The sequence below is a fragment of the Poseidonocella sp. HB161398 genome (genome assembly GCF_005870025.1).
Lineage (GTDB): Bacteria > Pseudomonadota > Alphaproteobacteria > Rhodobacterales > Rhodobacteraceae > Mangrovicoccus.
This window is the reverse complement of sequence record NZ_VATA01000010.1, coordinates 47,601-64,135: the sequence shown is the minus strand read 5'-3', so window position 1 is coordinate 64,135 and position 16,535 is coordinate 47,601. Positions and strand designations below refer to the sequence as shown.

General features: G+C 68.0%; 15 protein-coding genes and 1 pseudogene. 10 read left to right on the top strand and 6 right to left on the bottom strand.

What is annotated here, in order from left to right; all coding sequences use genetic code 11:
• Window positions 1-169 precede the first annotated feature (169 nt).
• The 3 genes and pseudogenes from FGX59_RS10320 to FGX59_RS10310 form a co-directional block, all read right to left on the bottom strand.
• Window positions 170-919: a DUF3387 domain-containing protein gene (locus FGX59_RS10320; RefSeq protein ID WP_138466452.1), complete on the bottom strand. Its 750-nt coding sequence runs from the start codon at window positions 917-919 to the stop codon at window positions 170-172.
• Window positions 920-968: 49 nt separating this feature from the next.
• A pseudogene (locus FGX59_RS10315) lies at window positions 969-1,729 on the bottom strand (transposase); the annotation flags it as partial.
• 841 nt (window positions 1,730-2,570) lie between these two features.
• The gene (locus FGX59_RS10310; RefSeq protein WP_138466451.1) at window positions 2,571-3,161 is read right to left on the bottom strand and encodes a TetR/AcrR family transcriptional regulator; all 591 of its coding nucleotides are present in this window, start codon (window positions 3,159-3,161) and stop codon (window positions 2,571-2,573) included.
• Between the two features lie 221 nt (window positions 3,162-3,382).
• Here FGX59_RS10310 and FGX59_RS10305 point away from each other — a divergent pair, with 221 nt between their 5' ends.
• The 4 genes from FGX59_RS10305 (at window position 3,383) to FGX59_RS10290 (ending at window position 6,087) form a co-directional block, all read left to right on the top strand.
• Window positions 3,383-4,579, top strand: coding sequence for an MFS transporter (locus tag FGX59_RS10305; RefSeq protein ID WP_138466450.1), 1,197 nt, complete (start codon window positions 3,383-3,385; stop codon window positions 4,577-4,579).
• A 91-nt stretch (window positions 4,580-4,670) separates the two neighbouring features.
• Complete coding sequence (locus FGX59_RS10300; protein ID WP_138466449.1) at window positions 4,671-5,264, top strand: hypothetical protein; 594 nt, start codon at window positions 4,671-4,673, stop codon at window positions 5,262-5,264.
• A 117-nt stretch (window positions 5,265-5,381) separates the two neighbouring features.
• A complete protein-coding gene (locus FGX59_RS10295; protein WP_138466448.1) occupies window positions 5,382-5,903 on the top strand; it encodes a CBS domain-containing protein in 522 nt (173 codons plus the stop codon).
• Window position 5,904: 1 nt separating this feature from the next.
• Window positions 5,905-6,087 (top strand): hypothetical protein, encoded by a 183-nt coding sequence (locus FGX59_RS10290; protein WP_138466447.1) that lies wholly within the window; start codon window positions 5,905-5,907, stop codon window positions 6,085-6,087.
• Here the strand turns inward: FGX59_RS10290 and FGX59_RS10285 are convergent.
• From FGX59_RS10285 to FGX59_RS10275, 3 genes are all read right to left on the bottom strand, one after another.
• Entirely contained in the window at window positions 6,021-8,891 is a 2,871-nt protein-coding gene (locus FGX59_RS10285; RefSeq protein ID WP_138466446.1) for a Hint domain-containing protein, read from the bottom strand. The genes FGX59_RS10290 and FGX59_RS10285 overlap by 67 nt on opposite strands.
• Window positions 8,892-9,064: 173 nt before the next feature.
• On the bottom strand, window positions 9,065-9,316 hold the full coding sequence (gene nqrM, locus FGX59_RS10280) for a (Na+)-NQR maturation NqrM (RefSeq protein WP_138466445.1): 252 nt from the start codon (window positions 9,314-9,316) through the stop codon (window positions 9,065-9,067).
• A 10-nt stretch (window positions 9,317-9,326) separates the two neighbouring features.
• Window positions 9,327-10,352, bottom strand: coding sequence for an FAD:protein FMN transferase (locus FGX59_RS10275; RefSeq protein WP_138466444.1), 1,026 nt, complete (start codon window positions 10,350-10,352; stop codon window positions 9,327-9,329).
• Window positions 10,353-10,630: 278 nt separating this feature from the next.
• Here FGX59_RS10275 and FGX59_RS10270 point away from each other — a divergent pair, with 278 nt between their 5' ends.
• From FGX59_RS10270 to nqrF, 6 genes are read left to right on the top strand one after another with little or no spacing between them, the layout of a single operon-like run.
• On the top strand, window positions 10,631-11,980 hold the full coding sequence (locus FGX59_RS10270) for a Na(+)-translocating NADH-quinone reductase subunit A (RefSeq protein WP_138466443.1): 1,350 nt from the start codon (window positions 10,631-10,633) through the stop codon (window positions 11,978-11,980).
• A 5-nt stretch (window positions 11,981-11,985) separates the two neighbouring features.
• The gene (locus FGX59_RS10265; RefSeq protein ID WP_138466442.1) at window positions 11,986-13,194 is read left to right on the top strand and encodes an NADH:ubiquinone reductase (Na(+)-transporting) subunit B; all 1,209 of its coding nucleotides are present in this window, start codon (window positions 11,986-11,988) and stop codon (window positions 13,192-13,194) included.
• A complete protein-coding gene (locus FGX59_RS10260) occupies window positions 13,187-14,017 on the top strand; it encodes a Na(+)-translocating NADH-quinone reductase subunit C (RefSeq protein ID WP_138466441.1) in 831 nt (276 codons plus the stop codon). Before FGX59_RS10265 ends, FGX59_RS10260 begins: the two co-directional genes overlap by 8 nt.
• Window positions 14,017-14,670 carry an NADH:ubiquinone reductase (Na(+)-transporting) subunit D gene (locus tag FGX59_RS10255; RefSeq protein WP_138466440.1) on the top strand — a complete coding sequence of 218 codons (654 nt, stop codon included), beginning with the start codon at window positions 14,017-14,019 and terminating at the stop codon, window positions 14,668-14,670. Before FGX59_RS10260 ends, FGX59_RS10255 begins: the two co-directional genes overlap by 1 nt.
• 2 nt (window positions 14,671-14,672) lie before the next feature.
• On the top strand, window positions 14,673-15,281 hold the full coding sequence (gene nqrE / locus FGX59_RS10250) for an NADH:ubiquinone reductase (Na(+)-transporting) subunit E (RefSeq protein ID WP_138466439.1): 609 nt from the start codon (window positions 14,673-14,675) through the stop codon (window positions 15,279-15,281).
• A 12-nt stretch (window positions 15,282-15,293) separates the two neighbouring features.
• On the top strand, window positions 15,294-16,517 hold the full coding sequence (gene nqrF / locus FGX59_RS10245) for an NADH:ubiquinone reductase (Na(+)-transporting) subunit F (protein ID WP_138466438.1): 1,224 nt from the start codon (window positions 15,294-15,296) through the stop codon (window positions 16,515-16,517).
• Window positions 16,518-16,535: the final 18 nt, after the last annotated feature.

The window sequence follows — 16,535 nt, the reverse complement described above, 5'->3', positions numbered from 1 at the left end:
TTACCTGAGTTTTTCCCGCGGAAGGCTAGTTTTTCCGGAATCTACATGTAGGGCGCCCATTGGGCGCCCTTTCCATATCTGGAGCATGCTTGCAAAGTGTGCGGCTGGGCACATGATCCGGCGCAAGGCTCTGTCGTGAGGAGGACCCCGATGGCAGGCAGGGATTTGGTCAAGAAGAACGTCTACTCGAGCTGCTTGCCGATACGCTGGCCGACCAGCTGCTTGAGGCGGTGAGGGGCGGTGCGGCTGAGGGGCGCTTTCCGCCGATCCAGAGCCAGAGGCGATAACCGCCGGCGTGGAGAGGTGTCTCAGGGTCATCGCGCCATCCCGGATTGCGGGCTAGCGGAGGTGCTCTCCTCCAGCCGCCCGCAGGCCCTAACGAGACCGCAAGCCAGGGCGCTTTCCGTCGCAAAAGCGTTTCGGCCTGGCTCAGAACCAAGTTGATGGCAGCGGGCGCCAGATCCGGCGGGTATTCGCATCTCTTCAGTATCCGCCGGACGCGTACCCGCAACTTTGCGCGGGCGCATTCCTTGCGCTGCCAGTCAACGGTGACGTTCTGCTGAAGCTGCTCGACCAGGACTTGGGCGATCTTGCGCAACTCCTCGTTCCCCAGAACATTCATCGCGCTTCGGTTCTCTGCCAAGGCGTCATGGAACTCCAGCTCCTCTTGGCTCAGCCCCGGATCGTCGCCACGCTGCGTCGCTGCCTTCACGTCCTTGGCCATGTCGATCAGTTCCTGGATCATCTTCAGGCTGGTGATGGCGTTGGCGTGATAGCGGGCAACAGCGGCCTGCAAACGCTCGGAGAAGGCCTTGGCCTCGACAACGTTCCGTTGCTGTCGCGCCTTGATCTCGCCCGCGAGAAGCTTCTTCTGCGCCTCCAGCGCAAGGTTCTTCTGATCCACGGTCTGGATCGGCATTGTTGCAGAAGTCTGCGTCGGGGCGTGATGCTCCTTTCCCCAGCTAGGGTCAGGCCACGCGCTCGATCTCGGCGCTGCCGAGGGCGTTGAAGCGGTTCACAAGGGCAATCCGGATGTGGATTTTGGCGGTCTGTCGGTCGGGCTCCCTTGAAGCGATCCGTTCGCCGAAGGATTTGAGGTTCGTCATCCTGGCCTCGATCCCGCTCCGGACGTGGCCGCCGGCCCACCGCTTCCAGAGCGAGCCGGAACCGTGGCGCCAGTGGCGCCGCGAAAGTCCGGCGAACGCGGTCGAGCCGCCGGGTGGCCCGCAGGATGGCGTTGCGCGCCAGCGCAGTAGGGCAGTCCGCCTGCCAGAGCCGGCCGTTTTTCTGGACGGGAATGACCGCCGTGCCTCCGCGCGCCAGGATCGCCGCAAGGCACCGGCGGGTGTCGAAGGCGTCGCCGGCGGTGCCCGGAGTTGCCCATCGCGGCGCCATCGGTCCGAGCCCGATGGGCGACGGCGCATCCACTGGCAACTCTCTGGTAACGGTGCCGATTTCCTCGTCCGCGGGGACCTGGTCCAGAAGGTTCGGCAGAACCGGGCTGTCGCCCTCTCGGCTGGAGGTGAGTTCCACCGCCCGGATGTCACCGGTGCTTGTGTCCATCGCCGGATGGACCTTGGGGTACTGGCGACGACGGTGGGTGCCGCGCTTCCTGGCCAGCCATTCATTCACCGGGCTTTCGCGGCGCCACCGGCGCCACGGTCCCTCTTCATTCGCCCGGGAACTTGATGCTGGTGCTGTCCGCGAGGAGGTCGAGCGGGCCCGCAGCGCCTGCGCCAGCCGGGGTCACTGCGCGACCCGCAGGTCACGGCTGCGCAAGGGCATGGCCAGCGCCACTTGCACCCCCGTCCTGATCCCCGTCTCGAGGCTGTCCCGACCCGCTGTCCTCACCGGCGCGGTCCGCATCGGCGGTCCCGCGGCGGCCTCGGCAATGGCTCCGCCGCCATTCGCATCCGCCCGGCGGCTTCGGTTTGTGACCTGCTCCGGGAACCGCCGCGCGGTGGGGCTTGACGGAAGGCGGCACGCATGCCGGCGGGATCAGGCGCAGGCCGCGGCCCGAAGCCGACAGGTTCCGGGCCCGGCGATGGGATGTCGCGCATGCCCCAGCGCGATCTTGCGGGGCGCGATCCGGGACATGAACCGCGGGACGCGGATCCGGGGCACGCGCTTCGTCGCAAGGCCTCCGCTCCGTGCAGTCGAAGGACAGTCCTGACCAGACCGGCTGCCGCCATGGCAAGTTTCTCAATGCAGGACGCGCGAGTCCGACGGTGACGGCCTCTCCGCGCTGGCCTGGCGCAGCGCCGCCGGGTCGGGGTCGCCAACCCGTCAGGCCTGGATGGCGGTTTCGGAACGGGTCCCGGGATCATCGCGCTGGCCACACCAACCGGGGACCGAACCAGATCGAAAGAGAACCACGTCGTCTCGCCGAGGCATTGCGCCTCGGCCAAATCGCCGTGCGGCAGCGGGGACGGGCGGGCTTCGGCGCGATGCGGACCTAACCCGCGGGATTCCCGTCCTGAATCCCGCTTGCCGATCCGCGCAGAGAGGCTGAGTGGGGCGGCATGCCCGCGCGCCTTCACCGGCCCCGGGGCCGCGGGCCGCGCCGGAGGCTAGCCGTGCTCCCCGGCTGTGGCTGCCAGCCCGGCCAGGACGATCCGCAGGAGCCGGGTGAGGTCTGCGGCGCGGCCGGCCTCGGGGCCGCTGGTGATCAGCGAGGGATGCAGGAAGGCGGTCAGCGCCTCCTCGAGCAGGACCGCCTCCGCCGCGCCGCCCAGCCCGGCCTCGGCGAGAAGCCCGGCCAGCTCGTCCGTCATCCGCTCCAGATGTGCCTGGATCACCGGCCGCGCGCCGCAGGTCGCCTCGTTGTAGCCGAAGAAGATCTCGGGGTCGGAGCGGGCGCGGGCGCTTTTCAGCCGGTAGCGCTCGAGGAACCAGGCCTCGATCCGCTCCGCGGCCGGTTCTGGCCCGGCGCAGATCGCGGCGGTGCGGCTGCGCGCCTCCGCGAGCCAGCTTTCGGTGACGGCGTCGAGAAGCGCCGCCTTGTCGCGGAAATGACCGTAGAGCGCGGCATGGCTCACCCCCATCTCGCGCGCGACATCGGCGAGGCGCAGCTTTGCGAAGCCGTGGGCGCGGATCCGCTCCACAGCGATTTCGACGGCGCGCTGGCGGGCCGCTTCCGGGGTCAGTCCTGTTCTGGGCATGCCGCCTGTCCTTCGGGAACCGGCATCTTGACGATCCGGCAATCGTGAGTTACAGAATGGAGAAAATGTAATCAAGTGCCCGCGCGCTCCGGTGTCTTTCCGCCCCGGAACGGCCGCGGGCTTTCCATTGCCGACATCCGGGCGCCGTCCCGCACCGCTGCCTGACGCCGGCCCTCCGGCGCAGCTGCCCGCGGGCGCCGTCCAATCAAGAGACCGTACCCATGCTGAACCTGCTCAAGGATGCCAGGGCGATTGCGCTGCTGTTGGCCGCCTCGCTGACCATCCTGTCGAACAGCCTGATCAGTCCGGCCCTGCCGGGGATCGAGGCGCGCTTTGCCGGAGAGGAGAACGCGGCGCTGCTGGCGCGGCTTCTCGTGACGGCGCCGTCGCTGATGGTCGCGATCCTCGCGCCCTTCGCCGGGGCGATGGCCGACCGGTTCGGGCGGTTTCCGCAGCTTCTGGCGGGGGTGGCACTCTTTGCCATTGCCGGGACGGCCGGGCTCTACCTGCCGTCGCTGCACCTGCTGCTGGTCAGCCGGCTCTTCCTCGGCGTCGCCGTGGCACTGATCATGACCGCGCAGACCGCGCTGATCGGCGACTACTTCAGCGGGCAGGCACGCGGCAATTTCATGGGGCTGCAGATCGCGGCCACGAATTTCGGCGGGCTGATCTTCCTGGTGCTGGCGGGCTGGCTGGCCGCGCTCTCGCCGCTCGGGCCCTTCGTGATCTACGGCATCGCGCTGGTCTACCTGCCGGTGATCCTGTTCGCGCTGCGCCGCCCGGCCGAACCGGCCGAGGGCGCGCATCACGGCACCTCCGACGGCGAGGACAAGTGGGTCGCCACGCTGTCGCTGGTCGTGCTGCTGGCCGGGATGTGCTTCGTCTGCTTCTACCTGCTGCCGACCCAGGCGCCTTACTTCCTGGCCTCGCTGGGCCATGCCGAGCCGCAGGCGGCGGGCATGCTGCTGGGCTCGATGACGCTGGCCGGGGGGATCATGTCGCTGTTCTTCGGCCGGATCCGGCTGCGGCTGGGGCGGGCGCGGACCCCGGCGCTCGGCTTCCTGCTCTTCGCCACCGGCTTCCTGCTCTTCGCCCTGGCCCAGGGGCTGGGGCTGGCGCTTCTGGGCAGCGCCTTCATCGGCGCGGGCGGCGGCATGCTGATGCCGACCTTCCTCGGCCTCGCGGTCGAGATCGCCCCGGCGCAGCGCCGCGGGCTGGCGGCCGGCGCGATCACCACGAGCGTCTTCACCGGGCAGTTCCTGTCGCCGATCGCCTCCACGCCGCTGATCCAGACGCAGGGCTATCCCGCGACTTTCGCGCTGACCAGCGGGGTCCTGGTCGTTCTGGCGCTGGTCGCGCTGGTCGGCCTGCGCCCGCGCCGGGGCCTCGCGGCCGAGCCGCTGCACCTGGCCGCCTGATCGGCGCGCCCTGCGGGGTTTTCCTCGCGGCGCCGCGGCGCTATCTTCGCGCGAACCCGCGGGGCCGTCCCGCAGCCGGAGGAGGGGCGCCGTGCCGTCATTGCTGAAACCGGGCGCTGCCGCGCTGCTTGCGGCTGTCCTCCTGGGCGCGGCCGGGATGGCCGCGGCCTGCGAGCCGATGGTTGAGGCCTCTGCCGAAGACGGGCGGCTCGACCTGCATCTGCGCTTTGCCTGTGCGCCCTACCAGCCGGTGGAGATCCGCTACGGTCCGCTGCATCTCTCGGAAGAGACCGGCGCCCGGGGCGATCTGCATGTCGCCCTGCCGGTGCTGCCCCCCTCTGCCGAGCTGTCGGTCGAGGCGGCGGGCGGGCGCCATGTCATCGCCCGGCCCGACGGGGCCGCGGCGGGCGGCTTCCTCTGGATCGATCCGCAGGGCACGCAGCCCGGCCTGCTGCCGGTCGCCGGTTTTCCCGTGGCCGGCGCGGCGCTGCCCGAGCTTGCGCTCTATGGCGCGGCCGAGCCGCCCGCCCGGGTCGATCTGGCCGTGACTGCCGAAAATTGCGGCCGCCGCCTGGATTTCGGGCTGATGCGCAGCGGCTGGGACGCGCCGCGCCCGGCGGTTCTGGAAATGCCCGGCTGCGAGATGGCCGGGACGGTGCTGCGCCTGCCGGTTCCGGCCGAGTGAGCGGGGCGGCGTTTTCGGCTAGTCGTTTGATCGGAATGGTCCTACTCTAAGTTGCAGGCAGGGCGTCATCCGGCTGAGGAGGAGCCGCAGCGCCCGTTCCAACAGGAGGAGAACCACATGCCCCCGCAATCTTACCAGGGCGTTCTGGCCAGCAGTGCCGACGAGCACCGGACCTATTCCCAGACCCCCGAATCGAACCTTGCCGACGGCGTCATCACGGTCGCTTCCGTGCTGAAGGACAAGGGCAGCATCGTCTACACGATCTCGCCCTCCGAAAGCGTCGCGACCGCCGTGTCCGAGCTGCGCGCGCGCCGGATCGGCGTCCTGGTGGTGATGGAGGACGACCATGTCGTCGGCGTGCTCTCCGAGCGGGATGTCGTGCGCCAGATCGACGAGAAGGGGCATGAGGGGCTCGAGACCTCCGTGGCCGAGCTGATGACCGCCAATCCGCAGACTTGCACGGTGGACACGCCGCTGCTTGCGGTCCTGCGCCGGATGACCGATGGCTATTTCCGGCATATGCCGGTGATCGAGGACGGCCGGATGATCGGGCTGATCTCGATCGGCGACGTGGTCAAGGCGCGGCTGAAGCAGCTCGAATACGAGGCGCTGCGCATGAAGCAGATGATTGTGGGGTAAGATGACGCTGACACCGCTCTGGGCGACCGGACTTTTCCTGGTGATGATCCTCTGTGGCCGCCAGTTCCGCGAGAACTGGAAGGCGCAGCGCGAGGGCTGGGTGCGGCGCGCCTGGACCTACGGATTGCCCGCAGCGGCCAGCTTCGCGCTTCTGGCGCTGGTGCCGCTCGATATCGGCGGCTGAGACCGGGCCAGCGCGCGGGCGATCTGCCTGCGCGCCTGGCGGCCGGCCTCGGGCCGGGCAGGGGGGCCGTAGAGGCGGCCGACCAGATCGCGGCCCGGCCCGGCGGGCAGGCCCGCGAGCGCGCCGATCCAGGGCAGGTGCCGCGCCAGCGCCCGGCGCTCGGGTGCGGGCAGCATCGCCACCGCCATCGGGCCGGGCCAGAGGCTTTCGCTTGGCGCGCCCTCGGCGAAGATCACCTGATGCGACGGCAGCAGCAGGTGCAGATACGTCACCTCTGACAGGCTGTCGTCGATCGCGGCCCGGGCGCCGGGGATCCGCGCCAGATGACGCGCGCGCAGGAACAGCTCCGCCCCGCGATGGCGGATCACCATGCAATGCTGCGGCGAGACCAGCAGCGGGCGCTCGACCGGGACCGGCCCGCCGGGCAGGATCCGCACCGGCCGCGCCTCGGGCCGGGCGGCGAGCGCGGCGGCATCGAGGCGGCTTTCGCCCCGCCAGATGAGCGGCTGCAGCCCGGCATCGGCGGTCTCGACCAGATCGCCCGGGCGCAGCGCCTCGACCGGAACCGGGCCCTTGGCGGTGGCGATCCGCGTGCCGGGGGTGAAGCAGGGGATGCCCAGCGTCCGGATCTGCGCGGGGGAGGAGAGGCTATCCGGACTGATCCCCATCAGCACGACGGATTCCGCGCCGGGGAAGGTCAGCACCGCATTGCCCGCGCCGTCGTCGCCGACCGTGACATCCCATGCGGTGATCGCGCCGCCGGCGCCGCGTCCGCCGGTCAGGTCGGAGACATCGAGCTGGTCGTTCGACAGCCCGTCGCCGTCGCTGTCGCCGAGGTCGAAATCGGTGATCGTGTCGCGGCTGTCGGCATAGGTCATCAGGAAGGTGTCGTTGCCCGCCCCGCCCGAGAGCAGGTCGGCGCCGAGGCTGCCGCCGATCACGTCGCCGCCGCCGCCGCCCTCGACCGTGTCGTCGCCGAATTCCGCCAGCAGCGTGTCCGCGCCCTCGCCGCCGGTGATGCTGTCCGCGCCCGATCCCGCGACGATCAGGTCGTCGCCATCCCCGCCCGAGATCGTGTCCGCGCCGGCGCCGCCATAGAGATGGTCGGCCCCCGTGCCGCCCGCGATGCTGTCGGCGGCCGAGGTGCCGGTGATCGTGTCGCTTCCCGCGCCGCCCGAGACGGTGACCGCGCCGGTGCTGGCCGAGGCGTCGACGCTGTCACTGCCCGCGCCGAGGGCGAAGGCCTCGAACTCCGAGAAGGTGGCGGTGGCGGTGCCGTCGGTCAGCATGCCCGCGCCCTCGCCGGTGAAGGTCAGCGTGACCGGCCCGGTGTGGCCGGTGATGTCCAGCAGGTCCTGATCGGTGCCGCCCTCGCCGCCGGAGAGGCTGGCGGCGCCGAATCCGTCGGAGAGATGGATCGTGTCCTGGTCGTCGCCGCCCTGGATCGTGTCGGCCGAGCCGTCGGTGCCGCCCCAGATCGCGTCGCGCCCGGCGCCGCCCATGAGGCTGTCGGCGCCTGACCCGCCCTCGATCGTGTCGTCCCCGGCATCGCCGTAGATCGTGTCGGCGTCCGCATCGCCGGTGATGCTGTCGGCGCCTTCGCCGCCATGGATCAGGTCGTCGCCGCCCTCGCCGGTAATCGTGTCGCTGCCGCTGCCGCCGAAGACCGTGTCGGTGCCGGATCCCGCATAGATGCGGTCATTGCCCGCGCCGCCGTCCAGGTAGTCGCTGCCGGCCTCCTGCGTGCCGACATTGTCGTCGATGAAATCGTCGCCCTCGCCGCCGAAGACCGTGCTGCTGCCGGTGCCGTATTCGATATAGTCGTCGCCCGCGCCGCCATCGATATAGGTGCTGCCCGAGGAGAAGCCCGCATCCACCGTGTCGGCATAGTCCGAGAGCGTCAGGTGCTCGATCCCGGAGAAGGTGGAGGTCTGCCAGGTCGTGTCGGTGAATGTGCCCGCCGCCGCGCCGCTATAGCTGACCGCGACCGGGCCGGAGAGGCCGGAGAAATCCAGCGTGTCGGTGCCGCTGCCGCCCAGGATCGTGTCGGCGCCGTCGCCCGAGAGATAGATGAAGCGGTCATTGCCGGCATCGCCCGCCAGGCTGTCATTGCCCTTGCCGGCATAGATGACGTCATTGCCGTCGCCGCCCGAGACGGTGTCATTGCCCGCGCCGGTATCGACCGTGTCATTGCCCGCCCCGGCCGAGACCGAATCCGCGGCGCCGGCATTCGGCTCGATCTGGTCGCCCTGGGCGTCAGCATAGCCCGCCCCCATGGAATCGCTGCCCGCCGTGCCGTCGACCGTGGCGGGATGGACGAAAACCGAGGCCGCGCGGCTGGCATCGAGCCCGCTCCAGCTGTCGCCGGCGACGCTGCCGATCTCGATCGACTCGATCGGGGCGGAGCTCATCAGGTCGTTGTAGCTGCCCGCGTAGTATTCCGGCGCCAGGTAGGTGCGTCCGGACGTGTCCTGGAAGAGGATCAGCGTCGTGGTCGCGCTGGTGCCGTCGGCGAAATGCACCGTGCCGTTGTAGAGCGCGCCGGCATCGAAGGTCTGGTCGGCGCCGTCATTGATGCGGAAGGACTCGGACGGGCTGTTCGACTGGTCGTAGCTATCCCAGACGCCGGCGGAATAGCCGGTCGAGCCGGGGCTGAGCGTCTGGATGCTCTTCCACAGCGGCTGGTCGGCGCTGCCGGCCGTGGTGCCGCTGAGCAGCGAGGCGTGATCGGCCAGCGCATCGCCCTCGGTCTGGTCGATGCTGCCATAGGTGCCGATATAGATGACGCTGAAGGTCGTCGACATGGCGCTGCCTCCCCCGGGCACCCGGCCCTGGCGGGGCCGGAAACTGGATGCGCCCCGCGGAGCAGGGCGGGGCGGCGGCGAGGATCGCGGCGCGTCTTTAACGTGGCGTGAAGATCTGCGGTCCCGGCCCGCGCGGAGCCGGGAAACTGCCTAAAATGCGGGCTGTCGCGGCCTCAGCGCGCGTCGGCCTCGATCTCGGCCTCGAGCCGCGCCCGCATGGCCTGGGCGCGCTTGCATTGCAGCTTGTCGCGCAGCGGGCTGTCCGGGTCGACATCCTTCTGGCAGACGACGCATTTGTCGGCGCCGGAAATGGCGTTCAGCCCGCCGCAGCTGCCCTTGATGGTCTTGCCCATCAGCAGGACGCCCAGGGACATGCCCAGGACGACGAGCAGGAGGAAGGCGAAGGCGAAGGCGAAAGTGGCCATGATGTGCTCCTTAGTCCTTGTCTTCCATCTGGGCCAGAAGGGCGTCGAAGGAAGAGCTGCTGGCGGTCACGAATGCGCCATCCTTGCGGGTGATGAACATGACCGGGATATCCTCGGCCTCGGCCAGGGGCATCGCCTCTTCTTCTCCCATGGCCAGGAGGGCCGTGGCAAGCCCGTCGGCGCTCATCGCGGTATCGGCCAGCACGGTGACCGAGGCGGTGGTATGGGTGATCGGCCGGCCGGTGGTCGGGTCTATTATATGGCTGTAGCGGACGCCGTCCTGCTCGAAATAGTTGCGGTAGTCGCCCGAGGTCGCCATGCCCAGGTCGGTCACCGGGATGATGACCTCGACGGTCTGGCTGGCCGCGTCGGGACGCTCCACGCCGATCACCCAGGGTCCGTCCTCGGCATTCAGCCCCTTCGAGACCAGGTCGCCGCCGATCTCCACCAGGTAGCGCGTCGCGCCTGCCGCGGCGACGGCGTCGCCCACCGCGTCGATCCCCTGGCCCTTGGCGATGGCCGACAGGTTCAGCGAGACGCCGGGGATGGTCTTCTGCAGCGTGCCGTCGCCGAGCACCAGCTTGTCGGCCTGGCCCACGGTTTCCAGCGCGGCGGCGATCTCCGCGTCCGAGGGGATCGGCTCGCCCGGCTTCTTCGGGCCGAAGCCCCAGAGGTCGATCAGCGGCGCCAGCGTCACGTCGAACTTGCCGCCCGAAAGCGCGTTGATCCGGTTGGCCTCGGACATGACCGACTGCAGCTCGGGCGAGATCTCCACCGGGTCGGTCGAGGCGGAGGCGCTGAATTTCGAGACTTCCGAGGTCGGGTCCCAGTTGTTCACATGCGCCAGGATGTCCTTCAGCGCGGCCTCGGTGACCTCGGAGAGTTTCTCCTCGTCCAGGTCCTTCGGCCCGTCGACGACGGTGACGTGATAGGTCGTCCCCATGGTCTGTCCCTCGATCTTGACGCTTTTCGGCGCGCTGTCGGGCCAGCAGGCGGAGACGGAGAGGAGGGCAGTGCAGAGGAGAATCGCGCGCATGTATGGCATCCCGGGCAATGTCGTCCGGCGCGGTGTTTCATTCGTGCGTTTCGGTGTCAATTGGACAGGCTGCCCGACCCTGCGCGGAATTTCCGCACACTTTTGGGCTGCACAATGTGTTTGGTAGGGTTAAACGAAACCAGCGAGTCGGGCGCGCCTTTACGGGGGGCGCACGGCACATTGCCACATTTCGGTTTGCTCCGGCATTGCATACGAGGGTGCGCATTGCCGATCGTGCAGTCACCGTTCACAGCCGCACCTAGGACGCTTCGAGCTAGATGACCAATCACGCCCTGAAGAAAGGCCTCGACCTGCCGATTTCTGGCGCACCCGCGCCGGTGATCGAGGCCGCGGCCTCGCCTGTATCTGTCGCCGTCATCGGTGGCGACTATGTCGGGCTGAAGCCCCGGATGTTTGTCCAGGAGGGGGACACTGTCCGCCGAGGGACAGCTCTTTTCTGCCACAAGGACTCGCCGGAGGTGGTGTTCACCGCACCGCTGTCGGGCCGCGTCCGCGCGATCAACCGCGGTGCCCGCCGGGTGCTGCAGAGCGTCGTGATCGACGTGGACAATGCCGATGACACCGGCATGGACTTCTACGCCGCCGATCCCGCCGGGCAGACCGGCGAGCAGGTCGCGGCGAAGCTGCTGGATTCCGGCATGTGGCCCGCCTTCCGGACCCGGCCCTATTCCAAGGTCCCGGCCGGCACCGACCGCCCGGCGGCGATCTATGTCACCGCGATGGAGTCCGAGCCGCTGGCGCCGGATGCCGCGCTGGTGCTGGAGGGCCGCACGGCGACCTTCGACAAGGGCCTGCAGGCGCTCGCGAAGCTGACGGAGGGCAAGGTCTATCTCTGCCAGCGTCCGGGCAGCACGCTGACCGCGGGCAATGTCCCGCAGGTCGAGGTGCACGGCTTCGAGGGTCCGCATCCCGCGGGGCTTCCGGGCACGCACATGCATTTCATCGAGCCGCCGCATGCCGCCAAGACGGTCTGGCATATCGGCTACCAGGACGTGCTGGCCATCGGCAGCCTGTTCGAGACCGGCTTCGTCGATCCGCTGCGCGTCGTGACCGTCGCCGGTCCGCGCGCCGCCAATCCGCGCCACCTGAAGACGGTGCTCGGCGCCGACATCGCCTCGCTGACCGAAGGCGAGATCGCGGGCGACGCGCCGGTGCGGATCATCTCGGGCTCGGTGCTGACGGGCGTCGCCGTCGACGGCCCGACCGCCTTCCTCGGCCGCTACCACCGCCAGGTGACGCTGATCTCCGAGGACAAGGAACAGGAAGTGCTGGGCTGGATCAGCCCGCAGCCCGGCAAGTACGCCGTGCAGCCGGTCCTGGCCTCGTCCTTCCTCGGCAAGAAGCTCTATGCGCTGACCTCGAACCTCAATGGCGGGCGCCGCGCGATGGTGCCGACCGGCACGTTCGAGACGCTGATGCCGCAGGACTACCTGCCGACGCAGCTCCTGCGTGCGCTTCTGGTGGGCGACACCGACACCGCACAGGCCCTGGGCGCGCTGGAGCTCGACGAGGAGGATCTCGCGCTCTGCACCTTCGCCTGTCCGGCAAAGTATGAATACGGGACGGCTCTGCGCACGAGCCTCGTCCGCATCGAGAAGGAGGGCTGACACCCATGGGCGCCCGCAAATTCTTCGACCGGATCGAGCCGAACTTCACCAAGGGCGGCAAATGGGAGAAGTGGTTCCCCGTCTACGAGATGGTGGAAAGCTTCCTCTACACCCCGAAGACGGTCACCTCGGCCGCGCCGCATGCGCGCAGCTACATCGACATGAAGCGGATCATGACCTATGTCGTGATCGCGACCATCCCGGCGATCCTGGCCGGGCTGCTGAATGCCGGCTACCAGGCGAACGCCGCCATCGACGCCATGGGCCAGGCCGATCCCGCGGGCTGGCGCCAGGTGCTTCTGGCCTCGCTCGGCATCGGCTTCAACCCGTCGAACCCGATCTCCAACCTGCTGCACGGGCTGCTGTTCTTCCTGCCGATCTACATCACGACGCTGGTCGTGGGCGGCATCTGGGAAGTGATCTTCGCCACCGTGCGCCGCCATGAGGTGAACGAGGGCTTCCTCGTGACCTCTATGCTCTACACGCTGATCCTGCCGGCCTCGACGCCTCTGTGGCAGGTCGCGCTCGGCATCTCCTTCGGCGTCGTCATCGGCAAGGAAGTCTTCGGCGGCACCGGCAAGAACTTCCTCAACCCGGCCCTTGTCGGCCGCGCGTTCCTCTATTTCGCCTATCCCGCCTCGATGTCGGGCGACAGCGTCTGGGTGCCGGTCGACGGCTATACCGGCGCGACCGCTCTGGCGATCTCGGCCTCCGACGGCGTCCAGGCGCTGGCAGGGCAGGGGATCAGCTGGTGGGGCGCCTTCCTCGGCACCATCCAGGGCAGCCTGGGCGAGACCTCGGCGCTGGCCTGCTTCATCGGCCTGGCCTTCCTGATCGCCACCAAGATCGCCAACTGGCGGCTGGTCGCGGGCTGCCTGGCGGGCATGATCGGCTTCTCGCTGATCCTCAACATCGTCGGCTCCGCCGACAACCCGATGTTCGCGATGCCCTGGTACTGGCACCTCGTGCTCGGCGGCTACGCCTTCGGCCTGGCCTTCATGGTGACGGAGCCGGTCTCGGCCAGCCACACCAACCTGGGCCGCTACATCTACGGCGCGCTGATCGGCGTCATGGTCGTCATGATCCGCGTCATCAACCCGGCCTTCCCCGAGGGCATGATGCTCGCGATCCTGTTCGGAAACATCTTCGCGCCGCTGATCGACTACTTCGTCACGCGCGCCAACATCGCCCGGAGGGTCAAGCGCAATGCCTGAGACCAAGAAAGGCTTCATCGGCTGGTGGCAGAACACGCCGGCCGACTCCACCGCCAAGACGCTGTTCGTGGCGATCTCGCTCTGCCTCTTCTGCTCGATGGTCGTGGCCGCCGCCGCCGTGGCGCTGCGCCCGGTGCAGGAGGCCAACCAGCTGCTCGACAAGCGCCGCAACATCCTCGAGGTGGCGGGGCTCTACCAGCCGGGCATGAACATCAACGAGGTCTTCACCTCGGCCTTCGAGCCGAAGATCGTCGACCTGCAGACCGGCGACTATGTCGACGAAGTGCCGAATTCCAACGGCGAGCCGTTCACCGTGGCCGATTACGACGATGTCGCGGCGACCTCGGACATGGCGCTCAGCTCCGAGCTGGAGAACGACCCGGCCGGGCTCGGCCGCCAGGCGCGCTACCAGATGGTCTACCTGCTGAAGGACGACTCGGGCGCGCTTGACAAAGTTGTGCTCCCGATTTCGGGCTACGGGCTGTGGTCGACCCTTTACGGCTTCATCACGCTGGAAGAAGATACCAACACGATCTTCGGCCTGCAGTTCTACGACCAGGCCGAGACCCCCGGCCTCGGCGCGGAGGTGGACAACCCCCGCTGGAAGGCCCTGTGGAACGACAAGCGGCTGCGCGACGACAGCGGCGATCTGCGGATCAACGTGTCCAAGGGCAGCCCCCAGGGCGAGGCCGCGGACTACCATATCGACGCATTGGCGGGCGCGACGCTCACCTCGCGCGGCGTGGACAACCTCGTCCGGTTCTGGATGGGCGAGCAGGGGTTCGCGCCGTATCTTGAAAAGCTGAAGAACGGAGACCTGTGATGGCCCAGACCAACAAGTCACTGCTTGTCGATCCGCTCGTCGACAACAACCCGATCACGCTCCAGGTCCTGGGCATCTGCTCGGCCCTGGCGGTGACCTCTTCGCTGCAGGTGGCCTTCGTCATGGCGCTGGCCGTGACCGCCGTGACCGCCTTCTCCTCGATGTTCATCTCGATCCTGCGCAACCACATCCCCAGCTCGATCCGGATCATCGTGCAGATGATCATCATCGCCTCGCTGGTGATCTGCGTGGACCAGATCCTGAAGGCCTTCGCCTACGAGATCTCGAAGACCCTGTCGGTCTTCGTCGGCCTGATCATCACCAACTGCATCGTGATGGGCCGCGCCGAAGCCTTCGCCATGAAGAACCCGCCGCTGGCCTCCTTCATCGACGGCGTCGGCAACGGCGCGGGCTACGGCCTGATCCTGATGATGGTCGGCGTGATCCGCGAGCTCTTCGGCTCGGGCTCGCTCTTCGGCGTCACCATCCTGCAGACCGTCAACAACGGCGGCTGGTACGTGCCGAACGGCCTGCTGCTGCTGCCGCCGTCCGCCTTCTTCGTGATCGGCCTGCTGATCTGGGGCTTCCGCACCTGGAAACCGGCCCAGGTCGAGGCACGCGAATACAAGATCCAGACCGCGGAGGCCCACTGACCATGGAAGGTCTCGTTTCCCTCGCCTTCAAGGCGATCTTCGTCGAGAACCTCGCGCTCTCCTTCTTCCTCGGCATGTGCACCTTCATCGCCGTGTCGAAGAAGATCGGGACGGCGATCGGGCTCGGCATCTCGGTGGTCGTCGTCCAGGCGATCACGGTGCCCGCCAACAACCTGATCCTGCAGCACCTCCTGAAGCCGGGCGCGCTGTCCTGGGCGGGCTTCCCGGATGTCGACCTGACCTTCCTGGGCCTGATCTCCTATATCGGCGTGATCGCGGCGATCGTGCAGATCCTGGAGATGTTCCTCGATAAGTACATCCCGGCGCTCTACAACGCCCTCGGCATCTTCCTGCCGCTGATCACCGTGAACTGCGCGATCCTCGGCGGCTCGCTCTTCATGGTGGAACGCGACTACACCTTCCCCGAAGCGGCCACCTACGGCCTGAGCTCGGGGATCGGCTGGGCGCTGGCGATCACCGCCATGGCCGGCGTGCGCGAGAAGCTGAAGTATTCCGACATTCCCGACGGGCTCCAGGGCCTGGGCATCACCTTCATCACTGCGGGTCTGATGGCGATGGGCTTCATGTCCTTCTCGGGCGTCAATCTGTAAGGGGGCCGCAAGATGACCACTTTCTTTCTCGGCGTCTGCCTCTTCACCGTGATCGTGCTGGCGCTGGTGACCATCATCCTCAGCGCCCGGTCCCGGCTGGTGTCCTCGGGCAACGTCAATATCGAGATCAACGGCGAGAAGACCATCTCGGTCCCTGCGGGCGGCAAGCTCCTGCAGACCCTCGCCGAAGCCAAGCTCTTCGTGCCCTCCGCCTGCGGCGGCGGCGGCACCTGCGCGCAGTGCCGGGTGAAGGTGCTCGAGGGCGGCGGGTCGATCCTGCCGACCGAGGAGACCCACATCACCAAGCGCGAGGCGGCCGAATGCGACCGCCTGTCCTGCCAGGTCTCCGTCAAGCAGGACATGAAGATCGAGGTCCCCGAAGAGGTCTTCGGCGTCAAGAAATGGCGCTGCAAGGTCCGCTCCAACGACAACGTGGCGACCTTCATCAAGGCGCTGGTGCTGGAGCTGCCGGAAGGCGAGGACGTCAAGTTCCGCGCGGGCGGCTACATCCAGATCGAGGCCCCGGCCCATCACCTCAAGTACACGGATTTCGACATCGCGCCGGAATACCGGGAGGACTGGGACAAGTTCAATCTGTGGCAGTACGAATCCTCGCTGGACGAGCCGATCGAGCGCGCCTACTCGATGGCGAACTACCCGGACGAGAAGGGCATCATCATGCTCAACGTGCGTGTCGCGTCGCCGCCTCCGGGCTCGACCGGCATTCCGGCGGGCAAGATGTCGTCCTACATCTTCAACCTCAAGCCCGGCGACGAAGTCACCATCTCCGGTCCGTTCGGCGAGTTCTTCGCCCGCGACACCAAGAAGGAAATGGTCTTCATCGGCGGCGGGGCCGGCATGGCGCCGATGCGGTCGCACATCTTCGACCAGCTCAAGCGGCTGAAGAACAAGGACCGCAAGATCACCTTCTGGTACGGGGCCCGCTCCAAGCGCGAGATGTTCTTCGTCGAGGACTTCGACGAGCTCGCGGCGGAATTCCCGAACTTCGAATGGCACGTGGCGCTGTCCGACGCGCTGCCCGAGGATGAGTGGACCGGCTATACCGGCTTCATCCACAACGTGCTCTTCGAGGAATACCTGAAGAACCACCCGGCGCCGGAAGACTGCGAATACTACATGTGCGGCCCGCCCATCATGAACAAGTCGGTCATCAACATGCTGCTCGATCTCGGCGTCGACCGCGACGACATCATGCTGGACGATTTCGGCGGCTGATCCCGCCTAGGGACATGG

What these genes read in the sequence shown, in the direction of transcription:
- nqrF (WP_138466438.1), top strand. Translation starts at nt 15,294, where the DNA reads ATGACCACTTTCTTTCTCGGCGTCTGCCTCTTCACCGTGATCGTGCTG.
- FGX59_RS10275 (WP_138466444.1), bottom strand. Translation starts at nt 10,352, where the DNA reads ATGCGCGCGATTCTCCTCTGCACTGCCCTCCTCTCCGTCTCCGCCTGC.
- FGX59_RS10265 (WP_138466442.1), top strand. Translation starts at nt 11,986, where the DNA reads ATGGGCGCCCGCAAATTCTTCGACCGGATCGAGCCGAACTTCACCAAG.
- nqrM (WP_138466445.1), bottom strand. Translation starts at nt 9,316, where the DNA reads ATGGCCACTTTCGCCTTCGCCTTCGCCTTCCTCCTGCTCGTCGTCCTG.
- FGX59_RS10260 (WP_138466441.1), top strand. Translation starts at nt 13,187, where the DNA reads ATGCCTGAGACCAAGAAAGGCTTCATCGGCTGGTGGCAGAACACGCCG.
- FGX59_RS10295 (WP_138466448.1), top strand. Translation starts at nt 5,382, where the DNA reads ATGCCCCCGCAATCTTACCAGGGCGTTCTGGCCAGCAGTGCCGACGAG.
- FGX59_RS10290 (WP_138466447.1), top strand. Translation starts at nt 5,905, where the DNA reads ATGACGCTGACACCGCTCTGGGCGACCGGACTTTTCCTGGTGATGATC.
- FGX59_RS10270 (WP_138466443.1), top strand. Translation starts at nt 10,631, where the DNA reads ATGACCAATCACGCCCTGAAGAAAGGCCTCGACCTGCCGATTTCTGGC.
- FGX59_RS10320 (WP_138466452.1), bottom strand. Translation starts at nt 919, where the DNA reads ATGCCGATCCAGACCGTGGATCAGAAGAACCTTGCGCTGGAGGCGCAG.
- FGX59_RS10305 (WP_138466450.1), top strand. Translation starts at nt 3,383, where the DNA reads ATGCTGAACCTGCTCAAGGATGCCAGGGCGATTGCGCTGCTGTTGGCC.
- FGX59_RS10310 (WP_138466451.1), bottom strand. Translation starts at nt 3,161, where the DNA reads ATGCCCAGAACAGGACTGACCCCGGAAGCGGCCCGCCAGCGCGCCGTC.
- FGX59_RS10255 (WP_138466440.1), top strand. Translation starts at nt 14,017, where the DNA reads ATGGCCCAGACCAACAAGTCACTGCTTGTCGATCCGCTCGTCGACAAC.
- nqrE (WP_138466439.1), top strand. Translation starts at nt 14,673, where the DNA reads ATGGAAGGTCTCGTTTCCCTCGCCTTCAAGGCGATCTTCGTCGAGAAC.
- FGX59_RS10285 (WP_138466446.1), bottom strand. Translation starts at nt 8,891, where the DNA reads ATGTCGACGACCTTCAGCGTCATCTATATCGGCACCTATGGCAGCATC.